At 52.8% G+C, this 19,909-nt stretch carries 18 protein-coding genes; 12 read left to right on the forward strand and 6 right to left on the reverse strand.

The window, feature by feature from the left end:
* Nucleotides 1–84: 84 nt before the first annotated feature.
* From istB to DNK50_RS09300, 3 genes are all read right to left on the reverse strand, one after another.
* Nucleotides 85–834, reverse strand: a complete 750-nt coding sequence (gene istB / locus DNK50_RS09290; RefSeq protein ID WP_112193684.1) for an IS21-like element helper ATPase IstB — start codon at nucleotides 832–834, stop codon at nucleotides 85–87.
* Nucleotides 831–2,381: an IS21 family transposase gene (istA, locus tag DNK50_RS09295; RefSeq protein ID WP_032657045.1), complete on the reverse strand. Its 1,551-nt coding sequence runs from the start codon at nucleotides 2,379–2,381 to the stop codon at nucleotides 831–833. The genes istB and istA overlap by 4 nt, the downstream gene beginning before the upstream one ends.
* A gap of 239 nt (nucleotides 2,382–2,620) precedes the next feature.
* The gene (locus tag DNK50_RS09300; RefSeq protein WP_012723150.1) at nucleotides 2,621–2,884 is read right to left on the reverse strand and encodes a hypothetical protein; all 264 of its coding nucleotides are present in this window, start codon (nucleotides 2,882–2,884) and stop codon (nucleotides 2,621–2,623) included.
* A 112-nt stretch (nucleotides 2,885–2,996) separates the two neighbouring features.
* Here DNK50_RS09300 and DNK50_RS29090 point away from each other — a divergent pair, with 112 nt between their 5' ends.
* Together DNK50_RS29090 and DNK50_RS09310 are read left to right on the forward strand one after the other, a co-directional pair.
* Nucleotides 2,997–4,037 (forward strand): hypothetical protein, encoded by a 1,041-nt coding sequence (locus tag DNK50_RS29090; RefSeq protein ID WP_012723149.1) that lies wholly within the window; start codon nucleotides 2,997–2,999, stop codon nucleotides 4,035–4,037.
* Nucleotides 4,038–4,403: 366 nt separating this feature from the next.
* Nucleotides 4,404–4,736, forward strand: coding sequence for a hypothetical protein (locus DNK50_RS09310; protein ID WP_112193685.1), 333 nt, complete (start codon nucleotides 4,404–4,406; stop codon nucleotides 4,734–4,736).
* Nucleotides 4,737–4,965: 229 nt separating this feature from the next.
* Here DNK50_RS09310 and DNK50_RS09315 read toward each other — a convergent pair whose 3' ends face one another.
* A complete protein-coding gene (locus tag DNK50_RS09315; protein ID WP_112193686.1) occupies nucleotides 4,966–6,603 on the reverse strand; it encodes a hypothetical protein in 1,638 nt (545 codons plus the stop codon).
* Between DNK50_RS09315 and DNK50_RS09320 the strand changes: the two genes are divergently transcribed.
* The 3 genes from DNK50_RS09320 (at nucleotide 6,592) to DNK50_RS09330 (ending at nucleotide 8,942) form a co-directional block, all read left to right on the forward strand.
* Nucleotides 6,592–6,951, forward strand: coding sequence for a hypothetical protein (locus tag DNK50_RS09320; RefSeq protein ID WP_162633367.1), 360 nt, complete (start codon nucleotides 6,592–6,594; stop codon nucleotides 6,949–6,951). The two genes, DNK50_RS09315 and DNK50_RS09320, sit on opposite strands and share 12 nt — an antisense overlap.
* 181 nt (nucleotides 6,952–7,132) lie before the next feature.
* Nucleotides 7,133–8,248, forward strand: coding sequence for an RES family NAD+ phosphorylase (locus tag DNK50_RS09325; RefSeq protein WP_256595579.1), 1,116 nt, complete (start codon nucleotides 7,133–7,135; stop codon nucleotides 8,246–8,248).
* Nucleotides 8,249–8,363: 115 nt separating this feature from the next.
* On the forward strand, nucleotides 8,364–8,942 hold the full coding sequence (locus tag DNK50_RS09330) for a DUF6037 family protein (protein ID WP_112193689.1): 579 nt from the start codon (nucleotides 8,364–8,366) through the stop codon (nucleotides 8,940–8,942).
* Nucleotides 8,943–9,301: 359 nt separating this feature from the next.
* On the opposite strand, the gene DNK50_RS09335 is transcribed toward DNK50_RS09330, so the two are convergent.
* The gene (locus DNK50_RS09335) at nucleotides 9,302–9,760 is read right to left on the reverse strand and encodes a helix-turn-helix domain-containing protein (protein ID WP_112193690.1); all 459 of its coding nucleotides are present in this window, start codon (nucleotides 9,758–9,760) and stop codon (nucleotides 9,302–9,304) included.
* 247 nt (nucleotides 9,761–10,007) lie between these two features.
* Here DNK50_RS09335 and DNK50_RS09340 point away from each other — a divergent pair, with 247 nt between their 5' ends.
* From DNK50_RS09340 to DNK50_RS09365, 4 genes are all read left to right on the forward strand, one after another.
* Nucleotides 10,008–10,520 carry a hypothetical protein gene (locus DNK50_RS09340; protein ID WP_112193691.1) on the forward strand — a complete coding sequence of 171 codons (513 nt, stop codon included), beginning with the start codon at nucleotides 10,008–10,010 and terminating at the stop codon, nucleotides 10,518–10,520.
* A 321-nt stretch (nucleotides 10,521–10,841) separates the two neighbouring features.
* Complete coding sequence (locus tag DNK50_RS09345; protein ID WP_112193693.1) at nucleotides 10,842–11,570, forward strand: metallophosphoesterase; 729 nt, start codon at nucleotides 10,842–10,844, stop codon at nucleotides 11,568–11,570.
* A 639-nt stretch (nucleotides 11,571–12,209) separates the two neighbouring features.
* Entirely contained in the window at nucleotides 12,210–12,860 is a 651-nt protein-coding gene (locus DNK50_RS09355) for an HAD family hydrolase (protein ID WP_112193697.1), read from the forward strand.
* 407 nt (nucleotides 12,861–13,267) lie between these two features.
* Entirely contained in the window at nucleotides 13,268–14,620 is a 1,353-nt protein-coding gene (locus tag DNK50_RS09365) for a hypothetical protein (protein WP_162633368.1), read from the forward strand.
* An 82-nt stretch (nucleotides 14,621–14,702) separates the two neighbouring features.
* Here DNK50_RS09365 and DNK50_RS28775 read toward each other — a convergent pair whose 3' ends face one another.
* Entirely contained in the window at nucleotides 14,703–15,548 is an 846-nt protein-coding gene (locus DNK50_RS28775) for a hypothetical protein (protein ID WP_162633369.1), read from the reverse strand.
* A gap of 699 nt (nucleotides 15,549–16,247) precedes the next feature.
* On the opposite strand from DNK50_RS28775, the gene DNK50_RS09375 reads away from it, so the two are divergent.
* The 3 genes from DNK50_RS09375 to DNK50_RS09385 all read left to right on the forward strand — a co-directional run bounded on the left by DNK50_RS09375 (nucleotide 16,248) and on the right by DNK50_RS09385 (nucleotide 19,687).
* Complete coding sequence (locus tag DNK50_RS09375; protein WP_371929482.1) at nucleotides 16,248–16,649, forward strand: hypothetical protein; 402 nt, start codon at nucleotides 16,248–16,250, stop codon at nucleotides 16,647–16,649.
* Between the two features lie 278 nt (nucleotides 16,650–16,927).
* The gene (locus DNK50_RS09380; protein ID WP_112193707.1) at nucleotides 16,928–18,067 is read left to right on the forward strand and encodes a cyclic GMP-AMP synthase DncV-like nucleotidyltransferase; all 1,140 of its coding nucleotides are present in this window, start codon (nucleotides 16,928–16,930) and stop codon (nucleotides 18,065–18,067) included.
* Between the two features lie 3 nt (nucleotides 18,068–18,070).
* A complete protein-coding gene (locus DNK50_RS09385) occupies nucleotides 18,071–19,687 on the forward strand; it encodes a ThiF family adenylyltransferase (protein WP_112193709.1) in 1,617 nt (538 codons plus the stop codon).
* Nucleotides 19,688–19,909 lie beyond the last annotated feature (222 nt).

A 19,909-nucleotide genomic window follows, 5' to 3' on the forward strand; every position in this document is an offset into this window, starting at 1 on the left:
GGTGATTGCGTTGCATTTGACCAACTGCTTGCATTCAATTTGACCAATTGCATTCGTATTGCCCACCTGGATAAACACCGGATCCTATTGCAACCGTTTGCGACTTTTGATCCTTCGCATTGATTCGCCTTTCAGTTCTATAAAGTGGGACTTGTGAACGATACGGTCAAGAATTGCATCGGCAATCGTGGGGTCGGAGAACAGGTCATACCATTTTTCTTTAGGGTACTGACTTGTAATCAACAATGAGCCGTTCTGTGACTGCTCGTCGATAACGTCCAGGAGGAACGGGCCCAACTGGGCGTCAATGCCACCGATGCCCAAATCATCTATGACTAATAATTCTGCGCGGATCAAATGCCGACGTAGTTTAGGCGTGGTGTGGTCAGCGTAAGAAAGTGAGATTTCTTCAAAAAGCTTCGTGGCAGTGCGATACAGCGTCGCTCGCCCAAGGCGGCAGGCTTGGTTTCCGAGTGCGCAAGCGAGCCAGGTTTTGCCAGTGCCCGTAGCGCCCGTGATGATCACATTCTGACGTCGCGCTAACCACTCGCACTCACCAAGGGACATGACCGTATTGCGGTCTATGCCTCGAGACGCCTTGAATTCAATGCTGTCTATTGTGGCTTCATTCTCACGAAGCCTTGCGTTCTTTAGCAAACGTCCAACCTTTCTGCTCTCACGCTCGCTATTTTCGGCATCCATCATTAAACCAAGCCTTGTTTCGAATGGTTCTTTCAGCAGCGCCGGTGTTTCAAGCTGACGCTCGTAGGCTGCTGCCATCCCGTGCAGACCAAGAGACATAAGGTTTTGGGCAGTATCGAGGATTGACTTCATAGCGGCTCATCTCCCTGTGAGGCGTAGTATTCAGCACCACGTATGTTGGCGTGTTCGACCAAGGGGGCGGATCTTCGGTAGTTGGGGCGCAGGTCAGATTCGTTCCGAAGGATCGAACGCAGCCGCTCAGAACTTAGGATGTTCAAGCTATTCGCATAGCCGCACGCGGACTCAAGGCGTGACGGTGTGATTGCCCCTTTGCGAACGTCACGTTTCAGGCCAACAACGACCTTCAAACCGGTCGAGAAATCTTTCCGCAGGTTGAGGTTGTCCTTCACGAAACGGAGCGTTTCCGGCCCAATAGTCTCAGCCCAGACAATCAGAGCTTCCGGCTGGGAGTCCTGGAAATATCTGTGATTCGGGGCCAAGTGCTCTTTGAGAGTGCTAGTGCCCCGCTGACGATTGAGCTTGTGCGAGCCGATGAGACGGCGCTGATGAATGATTTCGAGCCAATCGTCTCGCACGCGCAAATCGACAAGAAGATTCGCGAAGTGGTAAGGAACCGAGTAGCTGTGCTCTTCAAATTGTACGTGGTAGTCGCTGCCTACCCTAACCTGATACACCCACTTGCTGTAGCTGTACTTATGTTCTGGGAGCGGCTTGAGGGCTGGATAGTCAAGCTCAAGGAAGCGGCTGGTTCGGCTCTTAGGGTACGTTCGAGTGATTCGACTGTTTAGCTCATCAACCCAGTAGCTGATTTTCTCGTTGAGCTCTTCTAAGGAAAAAAAGGTGCTCGCTCTCAGCCTTGCGAGAACGAATCTTTGTACCAGTTGAACAGCAATCTCACCTAGCGACTTGTCTTGCGGTTTACGCGGTCTGGCGGGGTAAATTTGAAATCCGTAGTGCTCAGAAAACTCGGCGTAGGCACGATTTAGGGTCACCACATCTCTCGTGTTTTTCGTCACTGCTGACTTCAAATTATCAGGCACAACGAACCGTGGAACCCCGTCGAAGAACTCCAGGGCCAGAATGTTGCATCTGAGCCAGTCTGGGATCGTTTGACTTCTCACGGCGGTGGCAAAAATGTATCCCGAGGCACCTAGCGTTGCCACGAACACCTGAGCTTGGCTGATTGCTCCAGTATCCGGGTTGGTCACAGGCATTGTCCTGCCACAAAAGTCCACGAAGCACTTGTCTCCGGGGAGGTGAGTCTGTCGCATGCTCAGCTTTTGCCTATTGACCCATTCACGATAAATCCGTGTGAACTGAGCATAAGACACGCCTTCTGGCTCGCTTGTACGAAACTCTTGCCATAGGAGTTCCAAGGTGATGTCAGGAAGTTTTAGCTGTTCATGGATGGCAGGCCATGACGGGTAAGCCTTCCTTTGAGATGAGACTTTTGGCTGGGTATGCAGACGCTCCGCCAGCGCTTTGTCGTCAAGGTGCTTCAGTTCTTCCCAGCTTTGTCCACACTGTGCCAACTGATCCCGAATGGTGCGAACAGTGTTATGGGACACTTTGGCTAATAGGCCAATAGCCCTATTCGACAGCTTGGGGTCGCTCGTAAGGCGTAGCACCTCGCGCTGCGTACTTATTGGCAGCCTCATATGTTCTCCTCGCGACAGGTGTGTGAACACCTCACAGGTCGCGCCGTGTGAAAATTGCAGACAAACGGAATGTGATCGACTTGACGCCGAACGCGAGGGAACACAGAATGACGGCGCGTAGGGCTGAAACCTAACACCATCAAAAAAGCCTAGGGCTCCACCCCTGGGCTTTTTTGTGCTCCAAATCCACCGGCTAGCTCCTATCCTGATCTCATTGTGATACTCCTCATATGCTTAGTTCATACGGCCTGCTGCCGTGCGCAGCGCTGCGTAGCAATCCACCAAGCGACCTCTTTGGACAGAGCAAAGAACCCCCGACGATTAGGCACTTCAAATAGCGGCACCTCAATTGTCCCTCGCTGTTTAGCTTTACGAAACGCGTCGTACGATGTGTAACCCAACTCTCTCCACAGCGCGCTGCCACCCACCATCAGGCCATATCGCTGTTTGAGGTCGAGCTCTAATTCGAATGACAGAAATTGGATTTCAAGGGGCTCGCGCATCGCACTTAATGTCCGGTTTGGTCACAGTTGATAGTAATAAACCGCCCCCTTGCGCTCCAGCCGTAAGACTTCTACATTTTTTACGGTACAAAGATCGTTCGGGGATTTTTAAGTGTCTGATTTTAAGAGAATTGCAAACATTTATTCGGAGTTCGCAGGCAGCTTGCGCGAACAAATTCCGGAAAATAGCCGCCCCCGAAGCAACACAGTGGAAATGCTCGCAGTGGGCTACTGGTTCGAAGGACTGAGGCAGCGGACAGGCCTCAAAACTGCCTATGCCCTTGAGCTGTATTTCGAAAAAGAGTCATTTCGAAGAAATACGAATGGCACGATCCGGCATTACCGAAGCAAGTGGTCTAGGTACGAACAGAAAATGATCTCCCCCAAGGCCAAGACCTTGAGTAGGGTGGAACTGCTAGCACCTGGATCGTCCCGCGACCTGAATCATCCCATATGGACTTTGATGAAGCTGATCTCCCGGCAACAGAAAATCAGCTTCGACAGCTACTTCCGTGCGTTAAATACCGATGTCCAACTGGTGCTTTATCGCAGCACCAGCAACATGATTTGGGACAGTGTTCAGCGCGAACCAATCACTCAAGTTCTACTCGAAAAACTCGAACGCAGGGCAAGCTTGGATGCCCTCGCTGCGTTGATCGCGATAGTGGTCGAAGCAGATCTCCTAGGTCGAAAAACCGTTGCTATCAAGGCAGCAGGCACCTTGCACAAAGTACTTCTGATGCTGGCAATGGAGCTTCAAGCGCGCGGTGTTGCCGTTGGCCTAATCGATTGGCTCGTGTTCAACGTCCTACCCCTTGGAGTGCCTGCCCATCTGCATATCTGGATGAGCAGCGCTGACTACATCCACGCGTCGGCGCATTTGAACACCATGGTTTACCAGCATCCGGAAAGGCGCGGAAAAGCCCTACCTTGGAAGCTTCGTAATAAGCTGATGTGCAAGCTGCTTGCCGGGGACATGGGAATTGACGTTTTGCACGCAATGCGCCCTCAGTTCGAGTTGCGGACGGACATAGGGGAAATTGCGGCCGAGCTGGTCGAGGAGTTTAAGAAGACGTCGGCACTGAGAACTTGGGGATGGATGTGCATCATCGATGGCGCGCCACAGACAGTGCCACCAGTACCGCTGCTTTAGCCTTTCAAATGACTCGCTAGGCGAGTGGTCAAGTCCAATGCAAATGCCTGGTCACTTCCGATGCAAACGACTGGTCAAGTCGAATGCAAATGGCTGGTCAAATGGGTTGCAATTTCCCACCAATCGATCCGCGCGCTATTGAAGTCTGTGAGTCAGGTCGTACTGGAGAATATACCGGCCTACGCCTTGGCGTCGGTCGTTAAATTTTTCGAGTCGTAGCTGGATGTGCAATGAGCACTTATCGGCAATCTCGTTCAGGTTCCAGTAGCTTGGGCGCGCGACCGATCCCTCAGTTGGAACTGCCGTAGCCGAGTCTTGGCCTGGCAATCCGTGGCTAACCTCGAAAAATTAAGATAGGGACTATCTATGACACCCCTGGCCATAGTGATCTTCATGGCCTTCGCCGTGGCAGCGTTCGCAATCGCCTGTGCATGGGGGCACGCGCTGAGCGCACTGCGAATCAAGGACTATCCAAACCTGCCGTCCTCCCGACCGGCTGGCGAGTACCTGATTGCGGTAGATGAAGAGGCGCAGAAGACGCACATCTACAAATGCTACATCGATACCTTGGAGTCGCTGAAGGTCACGGTAGCTGAGAAGACCAAACCACTCGATCTCGCATACCAGGAAATCATAATCGGAGCAGGGGCCTTTGCGAAGCTTGCTGTTCTAGTCATCTTAAGGGAGCTAATTACGTGACCGACAAGCAGAAACCAAGCAATAACGAGCAAACGCGCGTTCCGCCACCTCCGCCCACCACTGAGTATCAACGGCGCTCGGAGGAGCCTCCGGTCAATTGCCAAGACCCTGCAGATAGGCGCCGCTGAGGACTCTCTGCAGCCAGGCAAGCACGGTATGTCGATGTTTTGATCGCTCTCTGAATACAAGAGAGCGGTCGCTTGGCGATGTTGGTGTGTTGGGTGGAAGTTTATAGCTTTCGCTGGGCTCGGTATTCTGGCTCGTTTTTCTTCACGACTTCCATGTTGCAATAGAATACGTAAATTGAGCGTCTCTTTGTTGGGAGCCCAGTACCTACGCGGCTGTCTAGGTAACTGAAGTGTAGGTGGCCTAGGTTTTCAACGTGAGTTTGCAATTCAATATTATGGTCTTCGCTGAATTTTTTTACTGCTTCAAGTGTTGCCTTTGATAGGCTGTTAAGGACTTGGTCATAAGCAAATATTACCAAATAAAGCTCCACACCGAATGTGTCGAGAATGCTGTTGTGGTCACCGTAGCGATTGTAAAGCTGGTTGAGGCCATCTAGAACTTTGGCTTCCGTTTGATTAAGTTGTTTTATTAGTTTTCCTTCGATGATCGCGCTCACTGTTTTTTCATATTTCACTACCACGTCTGCAAATCCGGCGCCCATCGGGACTTCAGTTAAAACATCTATAGATTTTTGATTGTGATAGAAGCACGCTAGGTTGCCAGCTAAAATGGTATTTAGGTTTTCTTCGCTGAATGCGTTCTCTAGAGTTCTGGGCTTTTGCTTGTGTTTGTAGAGCCCGTCATTGATAAGTATGTTGCTCAGTGAGTTAGTGATATATTTCTTGGTGTTTAGTCTGGTTGAAAGATTTGTGAAAAATGCAGATAGTGAAAATGCGGTTTGTTCTAGTCTATTAGTGGTTGTTCTTCTGACCTCTGAGTCAGGGAGTATTTCCACAGATTTTAGCAATGGATGAATAAGGTTCAAGCAGCTCTTTGTGCCGGTTAGGACTAAGTGTCCCTTAGGCTCTATTGCGACATGTGACTGTATGCTGATCTGTCTTAGTTCATTGAGCAGATTTTCTAGCTGAATAATGATTTGCTCAAATTCACTGTGCTTCCATTTCATGCGATAGATTGAGTTTTCGGTCATGTCTATACATGATTGTATTGGGTTTCGTAGCCAAATTTTTTCAAATTTATTGAAATGGTTAAGGCTAGAAAGGGTGCGGAGACGCCCGGTAGCAAAAACCTCCTCTGGGGCGGAGCTCAAATCAGTTGTGCATGCAATTAAGGCGACCGCATGCCTACTTGTAGGTAGGCTGAAATTTTCCCATGAGCGTACGATGTATATAATGGTTTCCGGGAAAAATAACCGGATTTCCAGATTAGGCCCTAATTCAATGTAGTCTTTGTCAGGGTGGATTTTGAATTTCTCTTGAATAAATTTTTTGATATCGTCGTTTGTGGCGTTCTTCTGGCTGATAAGGGTCTCAATGTTGTATGTGATTAGATCTATGGTGTCCCAGCGGTTTTCATTGCTGGGTCTTAGAAACTCCGCAAGGGATTTTATGTATTCAGCGGTTTCTGTTAAATACTGCTGATGATTGCCGCTTAAGTAATACCTGGGGTGGATAAGTCGTAAGTCGATGTTGTTTCGAAGGACGTATCTTGACAAGTTTCTTAGTGTGTGGGTGGCTGGCTCTTCGTGATATTTGTTTAGTAGGGTCTCTAATGCGTCTAGGTACACTTTAATGCTTTGGACTGTCATTAGCTCAGTCGCGAGTATTAGATCAATTTCACTCTCATAAACTTTATTTCGCTGTGGGTAGTTGTACCGAGTATTTAGTTGTACATTCATATTCGAGCTCATTTCCTTGAAGTCGATGCCAAGATGTTCATTGATGCCAAAACGCCACTGCCTGACAATAGCACGATGCCTGCTGAGGGCGGCCTAATCAGTAGCTTCACTAATTGGATTCTTGCCGTCGGTTTTGAACAGCGCTCAACCTGGAGGGTGGTACATGTGATTGGCGTGGGCGAAAGCTTCCAGTCGGGTCGAGATCATTGGGAAGAAGCTGCGGCGCGCCGAAAGGCGAGCTGCAAGTCCATCCATGCTCTCTACACCCTACTACCAGCTCCGTTCTTTACCGACCAGTCTGCCCCATTGGTTCCTAGCGCAACTTCGGCGATCATGCCCAGCTTCTGAGAAGGGCATCCCGTTGAGGGGATGAGGTGAATTGACAAGTGAGGACTACGTGGCTTCAAGCACTTATGGGGAACAGGTCTGCTACAAATGTGTTCACGATGCCTACCTTGGCGGCCAGATCAGGCGTACCGGGACGTCTGCCGCCTGCACCCTCTGCAACGCCACTCGAAAGTGCATTCTCTTGTCCAAGGTCGTGTCCCGCGTTGAGAGGATCCTTGATGGCTATGTCATGGAAGGCGAGTACTACCGACGTTTTAGTGACGGGGGCGACAGTCAGGAGGGGGACAGCCTAGATACTTGGGTCAGCGTGATCTTCGGCTGCGACAACATCGAGCCTATCGTGAAGGTCGTGTGTGATGGCCTGTTCTTCTACAGTTTGGACACTAATTACTCCGCACGGCCATACAGCCTGGACGACATCGGTCACCAGTGGCGGGAGTTCCAGGACGGGATGAAGCACGGTAACCGCTTTTTCAACGTCAGCGCCAAAAAGTTCCTGGACTGGATTTTCAAAGACTTAGGCAAATACTCTGCCTCCTCCGATGAGCACGCTGTGGTTCGACTATTGACGCCAGGGGAGGCCCCATCCATTTTCAGGGCTCGTACCTGCATGAGCTCATCGAGCGTTAGCGATATTGCCGTCGACCCGTCGCGCAACCTAGCCGCTCCTCCCAGAGATCGAGCAGGGGAGGGTAGGATGAATCCAGGTGGCGTCCCTGCTTTTTATGGCGCATTCGAGCGAGAGACGTGCATTGCTGAGTTACGCCCACCAGTTGGCGGTACGGTGGTGAGTGGCCAGTTCAGGTTGAACAGGGCGGTGAGGGTGCTGGACTTCGGGCGTTTTGAGGAGGCGGATCTTGGCCCTGCACCGAGCTTCTTTGACCCAAAGCATCAAGCGAAGATTGGACGCCAGGAGCTTCTGAAATACCTGCACAACGAGATCACAGTACCAGTGCTGCCAGGGGCTGAACGAGACTACCTGACGACACAGGTAATTGCGGAGTACTTGGCGACCCACTGCAAGCCTCGGATCGATGGTGTGATCTTCAAGTCCGTGCAGCAGAGCGCGGGCAGCAACATCGTCCTGTTCTCGCACGTGGCCTGTCCTATTACGGCGTCCTGGGGGCGAATACAAGATAGCTTCGGTATCAATGCAGAAGGGCAGTCTGATGGGCCCTGCATTGAATATGTAGGCGGCAGCCTTGTTCAGCATGCTATTTGTGAGGTGCAGTACAAAGCCGAAGACACGCGTTTGCCGGATGGGAAGACAACGTTCCTTGTGGACTCTGAGTTCTGAGCGACACCGGTCATCCAGAGAGGGGCGGCAGGCAAAAGCAATATGGCCAGTGGCTACTTGTCCATCCCAGCGAACCTCTCCATCATCATGAGCTCTTGATCAAGGAGCTCATCACATGGAAATGACCTCGCTGAAGCTGCTCCACCGCAGCATGATTTCGATTGGCAGTGACATGCAGCAATTCTTGGTGAGAACGGGGGCGGCGAGTTTCGACTGCCTCTTCTCCACACGGGACACGCCCTTTGTGCTCACACTCACAGCCCGAGGGAAAGTCCGAGGGTTCTTCCGGTTCGACGTCCTTGCAGGTTATCGGATTCGTGATTACCTAGGCGATATGTACGGCGATCTTTTGGAGGTGCTCAAGGAGGATGGCTCTAGTGGGCAACGCTTGATACCCAGGGAATTCCTGACTCAACTCAACGACGCCATTCCGACCCAGGCCACTGAGAAGCGGCATCCGAAACCTTCAGAAATTGTGCGCTTGCGGCCCGATATCGTTGAGGACAGAGAAAAGCCTTACTTCAACTGCTGGTCTTACTGGACGCAAGGCCAGAAGCCCAGCGCGGAGAACCAGCAGAAAACTCTGCTTCTTCTGGGCGCTGATGCCTTGCGCCACAGCCAGCAGCGCAGTGCTTCGTCCCGGTGGAGTTCAACGGATACAGGTGGGTCGTGGACTAAAGATCTCACGAAATAGCCAGCTGGCCTCGCGAGCCGTAAGCAAGTACCTATTGGTTCTAGAAAGAATTTTCAATAGGTACCGAGGTCTCTGACGTGAAACGTTAGCCTTGGCACACATTATTTCAACAGGTATCCCCGAGTGTCCCAGGCACCTAACGAAGCCGTTCAAAACTGCGAAACTTTGCTGCGCACGATGATGCAAGATCTCGAAGCCAGAGGCATCTGGCCGAACGTGCGCAAGCGCCAGCAGAGGCGGACGTTGAAGAAGTCATGGATCTAATAGGGCGTATAGAGCACGGCTTTGGTGCCTAGCAAAAATTGTGTCTGATTTAGCGCCTGTCAGAATTCCCGAAATTACCTTCGCCCATAAATCGCTCAGAGGTCATGCCAATGCCTCTGAACGGTCGATCTTGGCAGCCCCAGCTCTTTAGCCGCGTCTATCTGCGTAAGTCCCAGGATTTTGAGTTTCTGAACCCGCGCGCGCGTGGCGGCAGCGCGAACGCTAGTTGGGTGCGTGCTATCCACGGCCTCTGCTGATGCCGGTGGAATTTGGTCGGCCAGTCCCAATGCCTCCAGTTCGCTGAGTGCCTCAAGCAGTACAGCCCTGGGTGAGTGCTGGGAATCAGAAGCTGCGGCAACGGCAACTAGTGCGGATGGGGAGAGGTCGAGCATTTGGGCTAGATCTGCTGCCACTTTGAGTGTTGGCGTGGTCTTCCCACCTTCCAATTGGCTGACATGCGATGCAGCCACGGTGCCGCTGAGATCTTTTTGCTTAAGACCTTTCGCCAACCGTATCACGCGCAGCGCTGCGGCGAAGCCATGTTGAATCGACATTGAACCGTCTCAAAAGCAGACGGTATGCCCCGTTTGCTTGAGATCGAACAAATCTATATATTGATTCGAATGGGTTTTAACCCGCCATACGGCTAGCTCAGCGCGTGTCGTCTGGAGCGGTGCCGCAATCACTCGTCTACGATGGGTGCCACGGCTCCAAGTCGGCGCTCTTCTGGCGCGTTCCTGTGGAGGCGGATCAGGGCTCAAATTGGTTTAAGCAAAGCATTAGGCCCTAAGGAAAGCTAAGATGTCAGAGCTGAGGAAAATAATCGTTACTGTAAAAAATTATGAATTTCACTCATCTCAAGATTGCGCGCGCCTCTACAAGAAGGTTCGCTTGTTGGATGAGTCAGGCAAAATTTTCTACTATAAAAATCTAATCATTCCTAAGTACCTTGAGGGCAAAGGTGCGTTTGCATCTGATGTGCCAAGGACGTGGTATGTAAAAAATATTCATAAGTCCGCCGTTGTGCTGGTCGCGTTTGAAACCAAAAACGGTACGGTCGAATATGACCTTGACGAAGTTCGTCAGCTATCACGATCCGGTTTTTGGGCGGGGCTTGTGATTGGAGTCGTGTCGATTCCGGCTGGCGTTGTCATCGCGACTGCCACGTTCGGTGCCGGCCTCCTGCTGATTCCATTGGGTCTGTACCAAGCTTACAAGCAGATTTTCAGGATCCCAGCCATCCTGAGTCGAAAGCGGCTGCTGGAGGATTTTTCCCAGTTAGGAATTAGTGTGGGTGAGGGGTGGTCACGCTAGACGTCTGATGTAGTGAGTGTATGTAAGCAATTGAAGGCTACGAAAGTACCCACTCAGTGCACGTCACTCTGATTGGCCTCCCGCATCAATAGTTCATGCACCATCAGCATGTAGATACTTAGCTTCTGACAGTCGCTGATTGAGTAAATTGCAGGTCTTTTGTAGTCGCTCTACCCAGGCCAGCAAGGATATTCCACATGAACAGCTTCCACCGAGCTTCAATATAGCGATAAACCGTCAATTTGAAGGCCATGCAGATGCTTCTCTGCAGCCTCTGTGGTCGGCCAGGCATGCGGCCCCGGCCCAGGCAAAGGTTCCTGAATGAAGATTTTGATCTACTCGGATTTGCACAACGAATTTGACTGCTTCACCCCGCCGAGTGTTGACGTAGATCTTGTGATTTTGGCTGGGGATATCGACCTGCTTAACCGAGGTGTGAAGTGGGCTAATGAGGCGTTCAGTAGTGATGTGATCTATTGCAGCGGCAACCACGAGTTTTACAAAGGCCATCTCACCCGTACTCGCGAAAAAATGCAGGCTGTAGCCGCCTCGCATATCCACGTCCTGGATAACCAAGTCTGGACGTCGAACAACGTCCGATTTCTGGTCGCGACGTGTTGGACAGATTTCAGTGGTACCGGGGATGTGATGGCCGCCTCCAGTGCGTGTGTGCGGGGAATGAACGATTTCCGAATGATCCGTACGGGCAGTGAGTATCGGCGTATCCGGCCTGCAGATCTCATCGAATTGAATCGCGCTTCGTACGAGTTTCTCCGCGAAAAGCTCGCGACCCCCTACGTCGGCCAGACCGTCGTCGTAACCCATCACTGCCCCCTCCCTGAGGTCTCTGGGTCAGAGCATTCTGGGCATTTGAGTGCCGCCTATTTCAATCGTTGGCACCAGCTCGTTGACCAGGCTGATGTCTGGGTTTTCGGGCATACCCACCATGCGATCGATCGGTCTTTCGGACGGTGCCGGCTGATCTCGAATCCACGTGGATACCCATCAGAAGAAACCGGTTTTAACCCGTACAAAATTTTGGAGATTTGAAGTGTCGAAAGTTGCCAGGTGCTCGGTGAACGACGAGCCCCCCACCCCTCTGAAAGTCTTAGCTGCGAAGCGTATCAAGTGGGGTGTGATCATCGATGCCTACTTGATCGATGTCGCGAGGGTAGGGGCACGCTACTCGGCCATGGCTTTCTCGGATCGCTCGGGCCTCATTCAGGACGGAGAGACAGTCGCCACCCCGCCGGCTAAGACTGTCGATGAGCTGCAGGGCTTCGTGTTGCTCCAGAGCCTTTGTGGGCGTGATCATTACGTCGTCGTGAGTTGGCTCGAAGCCGATGAAGCTAGCACTCATCCCTGCCCCTGAAATGATCCGGATCATCGATCCAGAGGAGGGTTTGGCCGGGGTCAGTGTGCTCTTGGATGAGGCAATCGCTTTCGCGCGGAGTCGGGTTCGGATGACAGCCAGTGGACTGTCGATTCTAGTTCTGGATTGTGTAAACCGGTTTTTTGATGTGTAAACCTAGTTAGGTTACAGGTCAAAAAAATGGTTTACAGTCCAATTCTGGCGGGGCTAAATCCTGAGGAAAACGGGTGGCGGAACAGGCTCGGGCTCAGTTCCGTCTTGCTACTACTTGATCCGAACAATGGCTTTTGAATCAGGCTGGACAGGAAGAAGGGCACATGATTTCAGCAGTCGTTTTCGATGCATTCGGTACTGTTGTTCGCATCGGTCAACGCACCAACCCTTACGGCGCTTTGCTTAAAGAAGGCCGCCGACAGGGTTTGGCGCTAACACCCGACAGCACTCATTTCGTGATGACAGCGAACCTCAGTTTTGACCAGGTAGCTGATCATCTGGGGATCGAACTTTCCTCTTCGAAGCGAGCGGAGATGAACGATGCGTTGGGCGAGGAATTGGCATCTATCGAGCCATACCCTGATGCCCTTGAGGTGATTGACCGACTGCAGGAAGCGGGGCTGCTCATTGGCATCTGTTCGAACCTAGCCCAGCCCTACGGCCCTGTGATCAGGAAAGCCTTCCCGCACGTGCAATGTCACGCTTTCAGTTACGAGCTTGGGGTCATGAAGCCTGACCCCAGTATCTACCTGAGCCTATGCCGGAAGCTGGGCGTGGAGGCTCGCCACGCCAAGCTTGAAAAAGCCCGAGAGAAAGACCGAATGGTGATGATCGGCGACTCCAGAAAATGCGACAGAGATGGCCCCAGAGCTGTGGGAATCGTGGGGTATCACTTGGATCGGTCAGGCCAGGGGCATATCAGCGACCTTGTGCAATTCGCAAACCTGATCACCGAGCGCAATCGCGCCAGTTGAGCGGTAACCACTGAATGATCATCCCATCAAGCAAGCCCATCCAAGGCATATTCAGCTAGCCTGGGTGGCAGGATGCCATTAAAGCAGTAACGCGCGTCAATCGACGACAGGGTCAACGCTTAGCGATACAAACGCGCCATCGCATCGCCTAGAATCCAGACTCACTGTCTTTCCGAGCTACGTCCTTGCCCAGAGCCAATACCGCCAAACCTAAGAAGCTCGATAAGCGCGATGACTTCACCCAGGCAGTCAAGAAAGCGCTGAGGGAACGCGTGGCAGGCATATGCTCGAATCCTGCGTGCGAAGCGCCCACGTTCGGCCCCAAGGGGGCCGATAAGGCCTTCCATACTGGCCACGCCGCTCACATATGTGCAGCAGCCCCCGGTGGCCCCCGCTATGAAGATGGTATGAGTCGAGAGGAGCGGCGTGGATTTGACAACGGCATATGGCTTTGCGGCGGGTGCAGCTCGAAGATCGACGGCGATTTCAGCACCTATCCCAAACACACCTTGCATACTTGGAAGGCTGATGCCGAAGCGAAGGCCAGAAGGGTGCAAGGGTTGAGACCGGTCGCAAATGGTCTTCAAGACCTGCTGCAGCAGGCTCTTTCTGCACAAACGCAAAAATCATTGCCTACGTCAGTTTCAGAAGCTCTGTATTCAGAGAGCCGATCGATGGAAGCGCTTGATCCGAGATTCAAGGTCACGCCGTCTTGGCAGCACGGCGTAACAAGCTTCGAAATCGTCCCGACTGCGCCGGTCAAGGCCTCATGGCATTTCAAACTGGACGCCAAGGAGCACTACAAGTCGAGTCTTCGCTCACTCATCGAGCATGGGCAGTCTTTCGAGTTCGATGCCGCAGATGTGACCATCCAAGGTTCGCCATTGCTGGAGAAGATCTTTTCTGAGGAGAAAGGGAGGGTTGTCCTAACACCCCGAAGCATTCCCGCCAGCGCGCAGATCGTAGTTCGGCACAACGACTTGGATATCACCGAGCTTTTGGTTGAGCTGGAAGGCGACCTAGTCAATGGGTCAAAGAGCGCGACGTTCAGCGGTACGGCGCTGGACGGATGTTTGAAGCTCTCCGTCCCGATCAACCTGGCCCCAGCAGTACGATCATGCTCGATCGTCCTAGAGGCTTCATTGGTCAACTGGGAGGGTATGAGGCTAGCGGAGTTGCCGCATCTGGGAAGGTTATTGAAGTTGTACCAGAAGCTCGTTTCAGCACCTGAGCTTCATTTGATCATCGCGGTGAATGGCCAAGAGTGCTGGGATGTTAGTTTTGGCTCCCAACAATACACACAGTATGTACGACAAACCTACAATTTTTTAAGGGTCGCTGCTGCTGCCCGTCAGATCTCCATGGCCTTCAACCCTGCGATTCGCTGGAGTTTCAACAAGCTCGACGAAATGAGCCCTGCCGCCGACATGCTCGAAGTCCAGGCAATTCTCAACGGTGTGACGTTGGAGACAACGATGGCGCCAGCTAGCCTAGAGTTCACCACGCCTGAGCGTAAAAGCCTTCAATCTATGCGGATGATGAGTTCGGAACAAGAGGTTGATTTTACAGTCGTGGAACCGAAGGGCAAGGTGATTTGGTTGTTGGGTGTGCCCTGTCAGCTTCCGAGGCTGCAAGTTGAGGTGGGCTGCGCATTCGTGCGTCTATACGGTGTGCGCGAGGTTGGGCCAGGCGAATACCAGGGCAGGTTTCAGGTACGAGCCGGGAAGGGTTTTTTGATGCGCAGGCAATTCGTAGACTGATTGCCTAGGGTTACTCGGCTGATCAGGTGCTTCCAAGAAGAAGGCCCCGTAAGGGGCCTTCTAGAAACGGGTGAAAGAGGCATTAGTAGAAAATGCCCAAGAGCTCTCCGTGGTCTACGAATTGACCCGAGTCGCGTAGAACTTGCTCCAGAAGGAGGGGTCGCGAGACGCTTTCCTGGCGTACAAGGGATCGGAGAAGTATGCATCTTTTAAACGTAGTGATCCCCGCGCTCGCCTTTCCGCTTCTTGCAAGGTTATGACCCCAGCTTCCCAGAACTGGCTCCAATAGCTGTCCGCCTTCAGAATTTCGGAAGGTTTTCGCGTGGAAGTCGTAATGGGCATGAGCCACCTCCGGCACAACGTTTTCTAGGGACACGATTACAGTGTCGATCATGGACTGGATGTTGTCTAGCGTCTGTCCCCTGACCCAGGTCAGAGGAGGAACGCCTAAGCTCTTGTTACCGCTGATTTGGTCAGGGTGTGGAGCAATGTGATCTGTACTGCCGTACTTGATAGCAGAGCATAGCATGTTGTCGAGCCGTCTACGAAGCGCAAAGTCGGACAGCCCGTCGGGATCCCCGACGAAGGTAAGACCGGTGTTGAACGCAAAGGTTGCTACTCCTGCGTAGATGGCAGAACCACCGAGACCTGGGCTGCTTTCGGAGACATCAAGCCAGGTCTCCATGGAATTGACGTAGACGTTAAAAAAAATGTCTCGCTTGGTGGTGGTGTAGGCGAAATCGAATCTGTGGGTATCAGGCCTATCATCCACATCGTAGACGCCTTCCAAGGTTGATCCTGGCATGAAGCGCTCCATGATTGCCTTGATATTCTTGTCATCTGATCTTGGGTTGAAGAACAAGCCGTCATCCCGAGCAAGCGTCAGAAGCCATTCGACCGCAAACGTACCGTTTTCAATATCAACCATTTCCGACACGCTTATCCGATCAGGGCAGTTGCTCAGTAGCCTCCGGCGCCCTAGCCTCCGGGGCTGCATCTACATATATGGATGCCGTGCAAGCATCCTTCGTCAAAATCTGCGGTGATGATAATGCCAACCTGCCCAGAAGGGGAGGCGGTTTCCGACCCGGAGGCCCAGTTTCACATGGGGGCGTACGCGGATCGAAAGGTGAAGCGATTTCTGAATGCTCTGGGAGGCCGGTGGTCAGTCGCAGTGAAGGGGCGGGGACAAACCAAAACAGGGCTCCAGATAGGCGGCGCGAGCACGAATTCAAGGAGGTTCGGGTTTGGCCAACTGACCTTCTTAAGCGTCATTAATGCGCCGAAGCAATCGCAATCTGGATTGTCATGTACACCATCTTGGCGAGCGTATAGGGTAAGACGCTGACAGCCGAAATTGAGGTACGGAATGTATCAAGTCATGGGGATCACCAAGACCCTAGGGTACTTCGCTACCACCTGTGTGGTGGTTTTCCTGGTCATGAACCATAGCGACATCTCGGCCTTGGTCGCGGGGCCGCTTATGGATCTACGACGACCCATTACGTCAACAGTCACGATCGCAGCTGGCGTTTTCTGGGTGTTAGGTCAGACCCACTTGTTCGTTTTGATCTGCAGGCTACCTTTTGTCCGAGGGTATCTACCCCCCATCGATGGGGAGTGGGACATGCAGCTTAAATCCAACTGGGGGATCATGCAGAAATGGCTCGGCCAAGGCGATGGGGCTTCTCTCATCACCGTCCCTGGTAAAGTCAAAATCAAAGCGCGTCTGTTCAGCGTCAAAATGGAATTCGCATCAGCCGATGGCTATTCAGAATCTAAGACCATTAGCGTCTCTGTGCGGCCTAGCGATCAGACAGGTCTGTTGGAACTGAATTACATGTTCGTAAACTACACCCAAATTCCCGTGGCTACCGATACCAGCACCCACACTGGTGCTGCCCGAGTCTTCGTGAAGGAGTCGGGTGGTGACCTGTACATGGAAGGCACTTACTTTACAGATCGCAAGTGGACTGAGGGGCTGAACACCGCAGGTTTGGTGACCTTCACAAGATCTAAAGCAGCCTGACCATCTTGGTCACAGAGTTGATCAGGTGCCGGCTGTAACTACATGTAGTGTTATTTTCTTGTTGTTGATCTATATGTTGTGTCATGGCACTATGTCATCTCACGTGTCATCGAGCATGGTAGCTGACAAACCGGGAAGGACTGCACCCTCTGGAATTACGTGGTTGGCGTAGGGTGGCAGTGACGAGATTCAGGGGTGCATAGCGCGCTCGGTAGTCTCGATGTGATGGTCAGCAGTTGCTGGAGGCACCGTTCATTTAGCGCCTGAGCGGAGGCTTCATGCCCAATTTCAGTCCCTTGTTGTTCACTACCACTGGGGAAGCTTGCTTCCTTGACGAGCTTAATCTCGCACCCGAAGAGTTGGCCCAGATCGATTGTGCCCGTAAAGATATCCGGGAGGCCCTGAAGGCCGAGCTTCCTGGCGCCCTTCGTGACAAAGGTTTGGAAGGCGATATCTGCGAACCACGATTTTATATCCAGGGATCACGCGCCTACAAAACGTTGAACAGCCCCTGTACAACCCCTCCCCAGCAGTCCGATATCGATGACGGCGTGTACCTTCCGCTGAGTGTCATGCGTGAAGAGAGCAGCCCCAAGCTCGCTATCGCTTTATTCTTTGACGCAGTCATTGATGTGCTCGGCCCTATGTGTGCTGAAAGGGGTTGGCATACCCAGGCTAAGGACACTTGCGTGCGGGTCACTATTTCACCTTCCGCACACATCGATCTCCCGCTGTATGTGATCCCTGACACCTTGTTTCAGTTGATCAAAGCCAACATGGAGAGTCGTGGCCATGCGGTCTTCGATAGCGCGATCAATTCTGAACGAGACAGCTGGAAGACATTGCCCTCTGACAAAATTCTGCTGGCTGACCGCGAGCAGGGGTGGCGTAAGTCTGATCCTATGGCGATGAAAAATTGGTTCAAGCGCGAGTGCCTTGAAAAAGGTGATCAGCTCATTCGCGTCGTGCGCTACTTGAAAGCATTTCGGGACAAACAGTGGGAGGACAAGGGGCCGAGCTCGATTCTGCTCATGGCTGCAGCCTGTCCGTTGTTCCAGTTCTTCGACAAGCGTGATGACCGTGCGCTCTTGAACGTAGCCAAGGGCATTCCGGATGCTTTGCGCAACGGGGTCGCGAGCCCAATTGATCCAAGCGCATCGCTCACGGCTCACATGTCCAAGGAGGCCCTTGCAGATGCCGTAGAGTTTTTTGAAGAGTTTGCTCGCTACCTTGAAGGCGCAATTGACGCAACCGATGCCCATACCGCCAATAACTGGTTGCACCAGATTCTCGGTGACCGATTCCCTTATGCCCCATATCGTATGAAGTCGAACCCTGAGGGCATGCCGGCCTCGATGGCTGCGATCGCGCCTCTGGTCGGGCCTGCGGAGCCAGTGAAGCGTACCAAGGCGGGCTGATCCATGAGCGCGATGCCGGAGGTGCTGCGTCACATGAAGGAGTGGGGATTCACCAAGATGGAGCCTCAGCCGAGTACGGGCTGGCTCGCGATGGCGGGTGAGCTGGTCACGGCCACTCAGGGAACAGTCCAGTGTGAGGTATGGCTAGACGCATCCTTCGAAAGGCCACTCCAGCTTTGGCTCACTGGGCTCCCGAAGGCCCTTCCTCGTGTCGTGCCCCACCTCTCGCCTGACGGCTATCTGTGCTACTCGGCGCCGGGTACCGAGGTCATCGATATCTTTGACCCGGTCACTCAAACCCGTACATCCCTGCTTCAGGCGACGGAGGTTATTGAACAGATTCTGGCCGGGAAGATGAAAGAAGATCTGCAAGAGGAGTTCTTCGTCTACTGGAACGGTGATTACTGCTTCCATGATATCGAGAGGCGCGAATCCGGCCTGGTGGAGCTTCTTCAGCTCTCGGACAGCACGATGTACGTGCTGACGGACGATGCTGAGCGAAGTCGGGCCAAGTTTGCGCGTCCAGGTCGGGCGATTGACAGAATCACATCGAAGGTCGCGATGATCACCTCCAGCGCAGCCCCTAGACCTCTGCAGGACAACTGGCCTCCCAAAACGCTGGATGAGGTTCTTGACTGGCAGCACGAACTTGACGATGCCTGCAGGCGGAAGATTCGCGACAGAGTTACCGCAGCTTACCGTGAAGGGACTCGCGCTCTGATGATTGTCATCGAGTCTGAGAAAACGAGATACAGCTATGGGTTCATCGTGCACGACCTGCAGCGTAACCGCCCTCCTGGTCGGCGATCGGTCGACCAACGCCTCCCCATTTTCGAATGTCCTATAAAACCCTTAAAGATGCTTCGTCTCGATGATAAATACCTGGCGGAACGCAACATCCCCGGGCAGACCACGTTTGCAGGTAGGCGGATCGGTTTGATCGGCTGCGGCACGATCGGGGGGTTCCTGGCTGAGATGCTGGTCAAGGCGGGCGCTGGAATCGGTGGCGGCGAGCTGTCGTTGATCGATAATGACTACTTAACGCCTCAAAACCTGGGTCGCCACCGGCTTGGCTTCAACTATCTATTCCGTCCTAAATCTGATGCGCTTGCGGACGAGTTGAAGATCATCATGCCCAGTGTCCAGGTGCGAGGCTTCAACAATGACGCCAAAGACGTCAATTTGGCTGACTTAGATCTCATCATCGATGCCACCGGTGAGGAGTCATTCGGACACTGGCTCGCTAAGTCGACGTCCTGTCCTACCTTGCACGTTTGGATAGAGGGGGCAGGGGTAGCAGTGCGCTCGCTGATCAAGCACCGCGCTGAGCAAGGGTGCTATCGCTGCGTAACTGAAGCCAATAAACAGGGAGAGTTGTTATCCGTGATAGATGGAGTGGAGCCGATCTTTGCGGGGCAGGGGTGTGAAGGCCTCTATGTGCCATTCCCTGCATCGGTGTCGATCCAGGCAGCGGCCCTTGGATTGGACGCTGCATTGGCGTGGGTAGATTACAAACCTTGGCCTTCGCTCTGCACTCGGCTGACCGATCATCGCTATGAGTTGGCGACTCCAGATTGCTCGCCACTCCCGCACATTGGTTGCCCAGTATGCCGCACATAGCGTAAGCGTCTGCCAAAGTCACCTTGTATGACTCAGAACGGTATAAGCAGTCCTTCAGAAAGCCGTAGGACGGCTGATAATCCATGGCCTGACCTCATCCGGCGTCATGAAAAGCCTCGTTTATCGCGTTGAGCAAAGTAGCCCTTATAGGCGCGTCACCCTCTCACCTACCAATCCTCAAATACCCGAAAGTCATTCTCTCGGGCATTTGAGCATCCGGTA

The sequence above is a fragment of the Pseudomonas sp. LG1E9 genome (genome assembly GCF_003290225.1).
Taxonomy (GTDB): Bacteria; Pseudomonadota; Gammaproteobacteria; order Pseudomonadales; family Pseudomonadaceae; genus Aquipseudomonas; species Aquipseudomonas cyclaminis.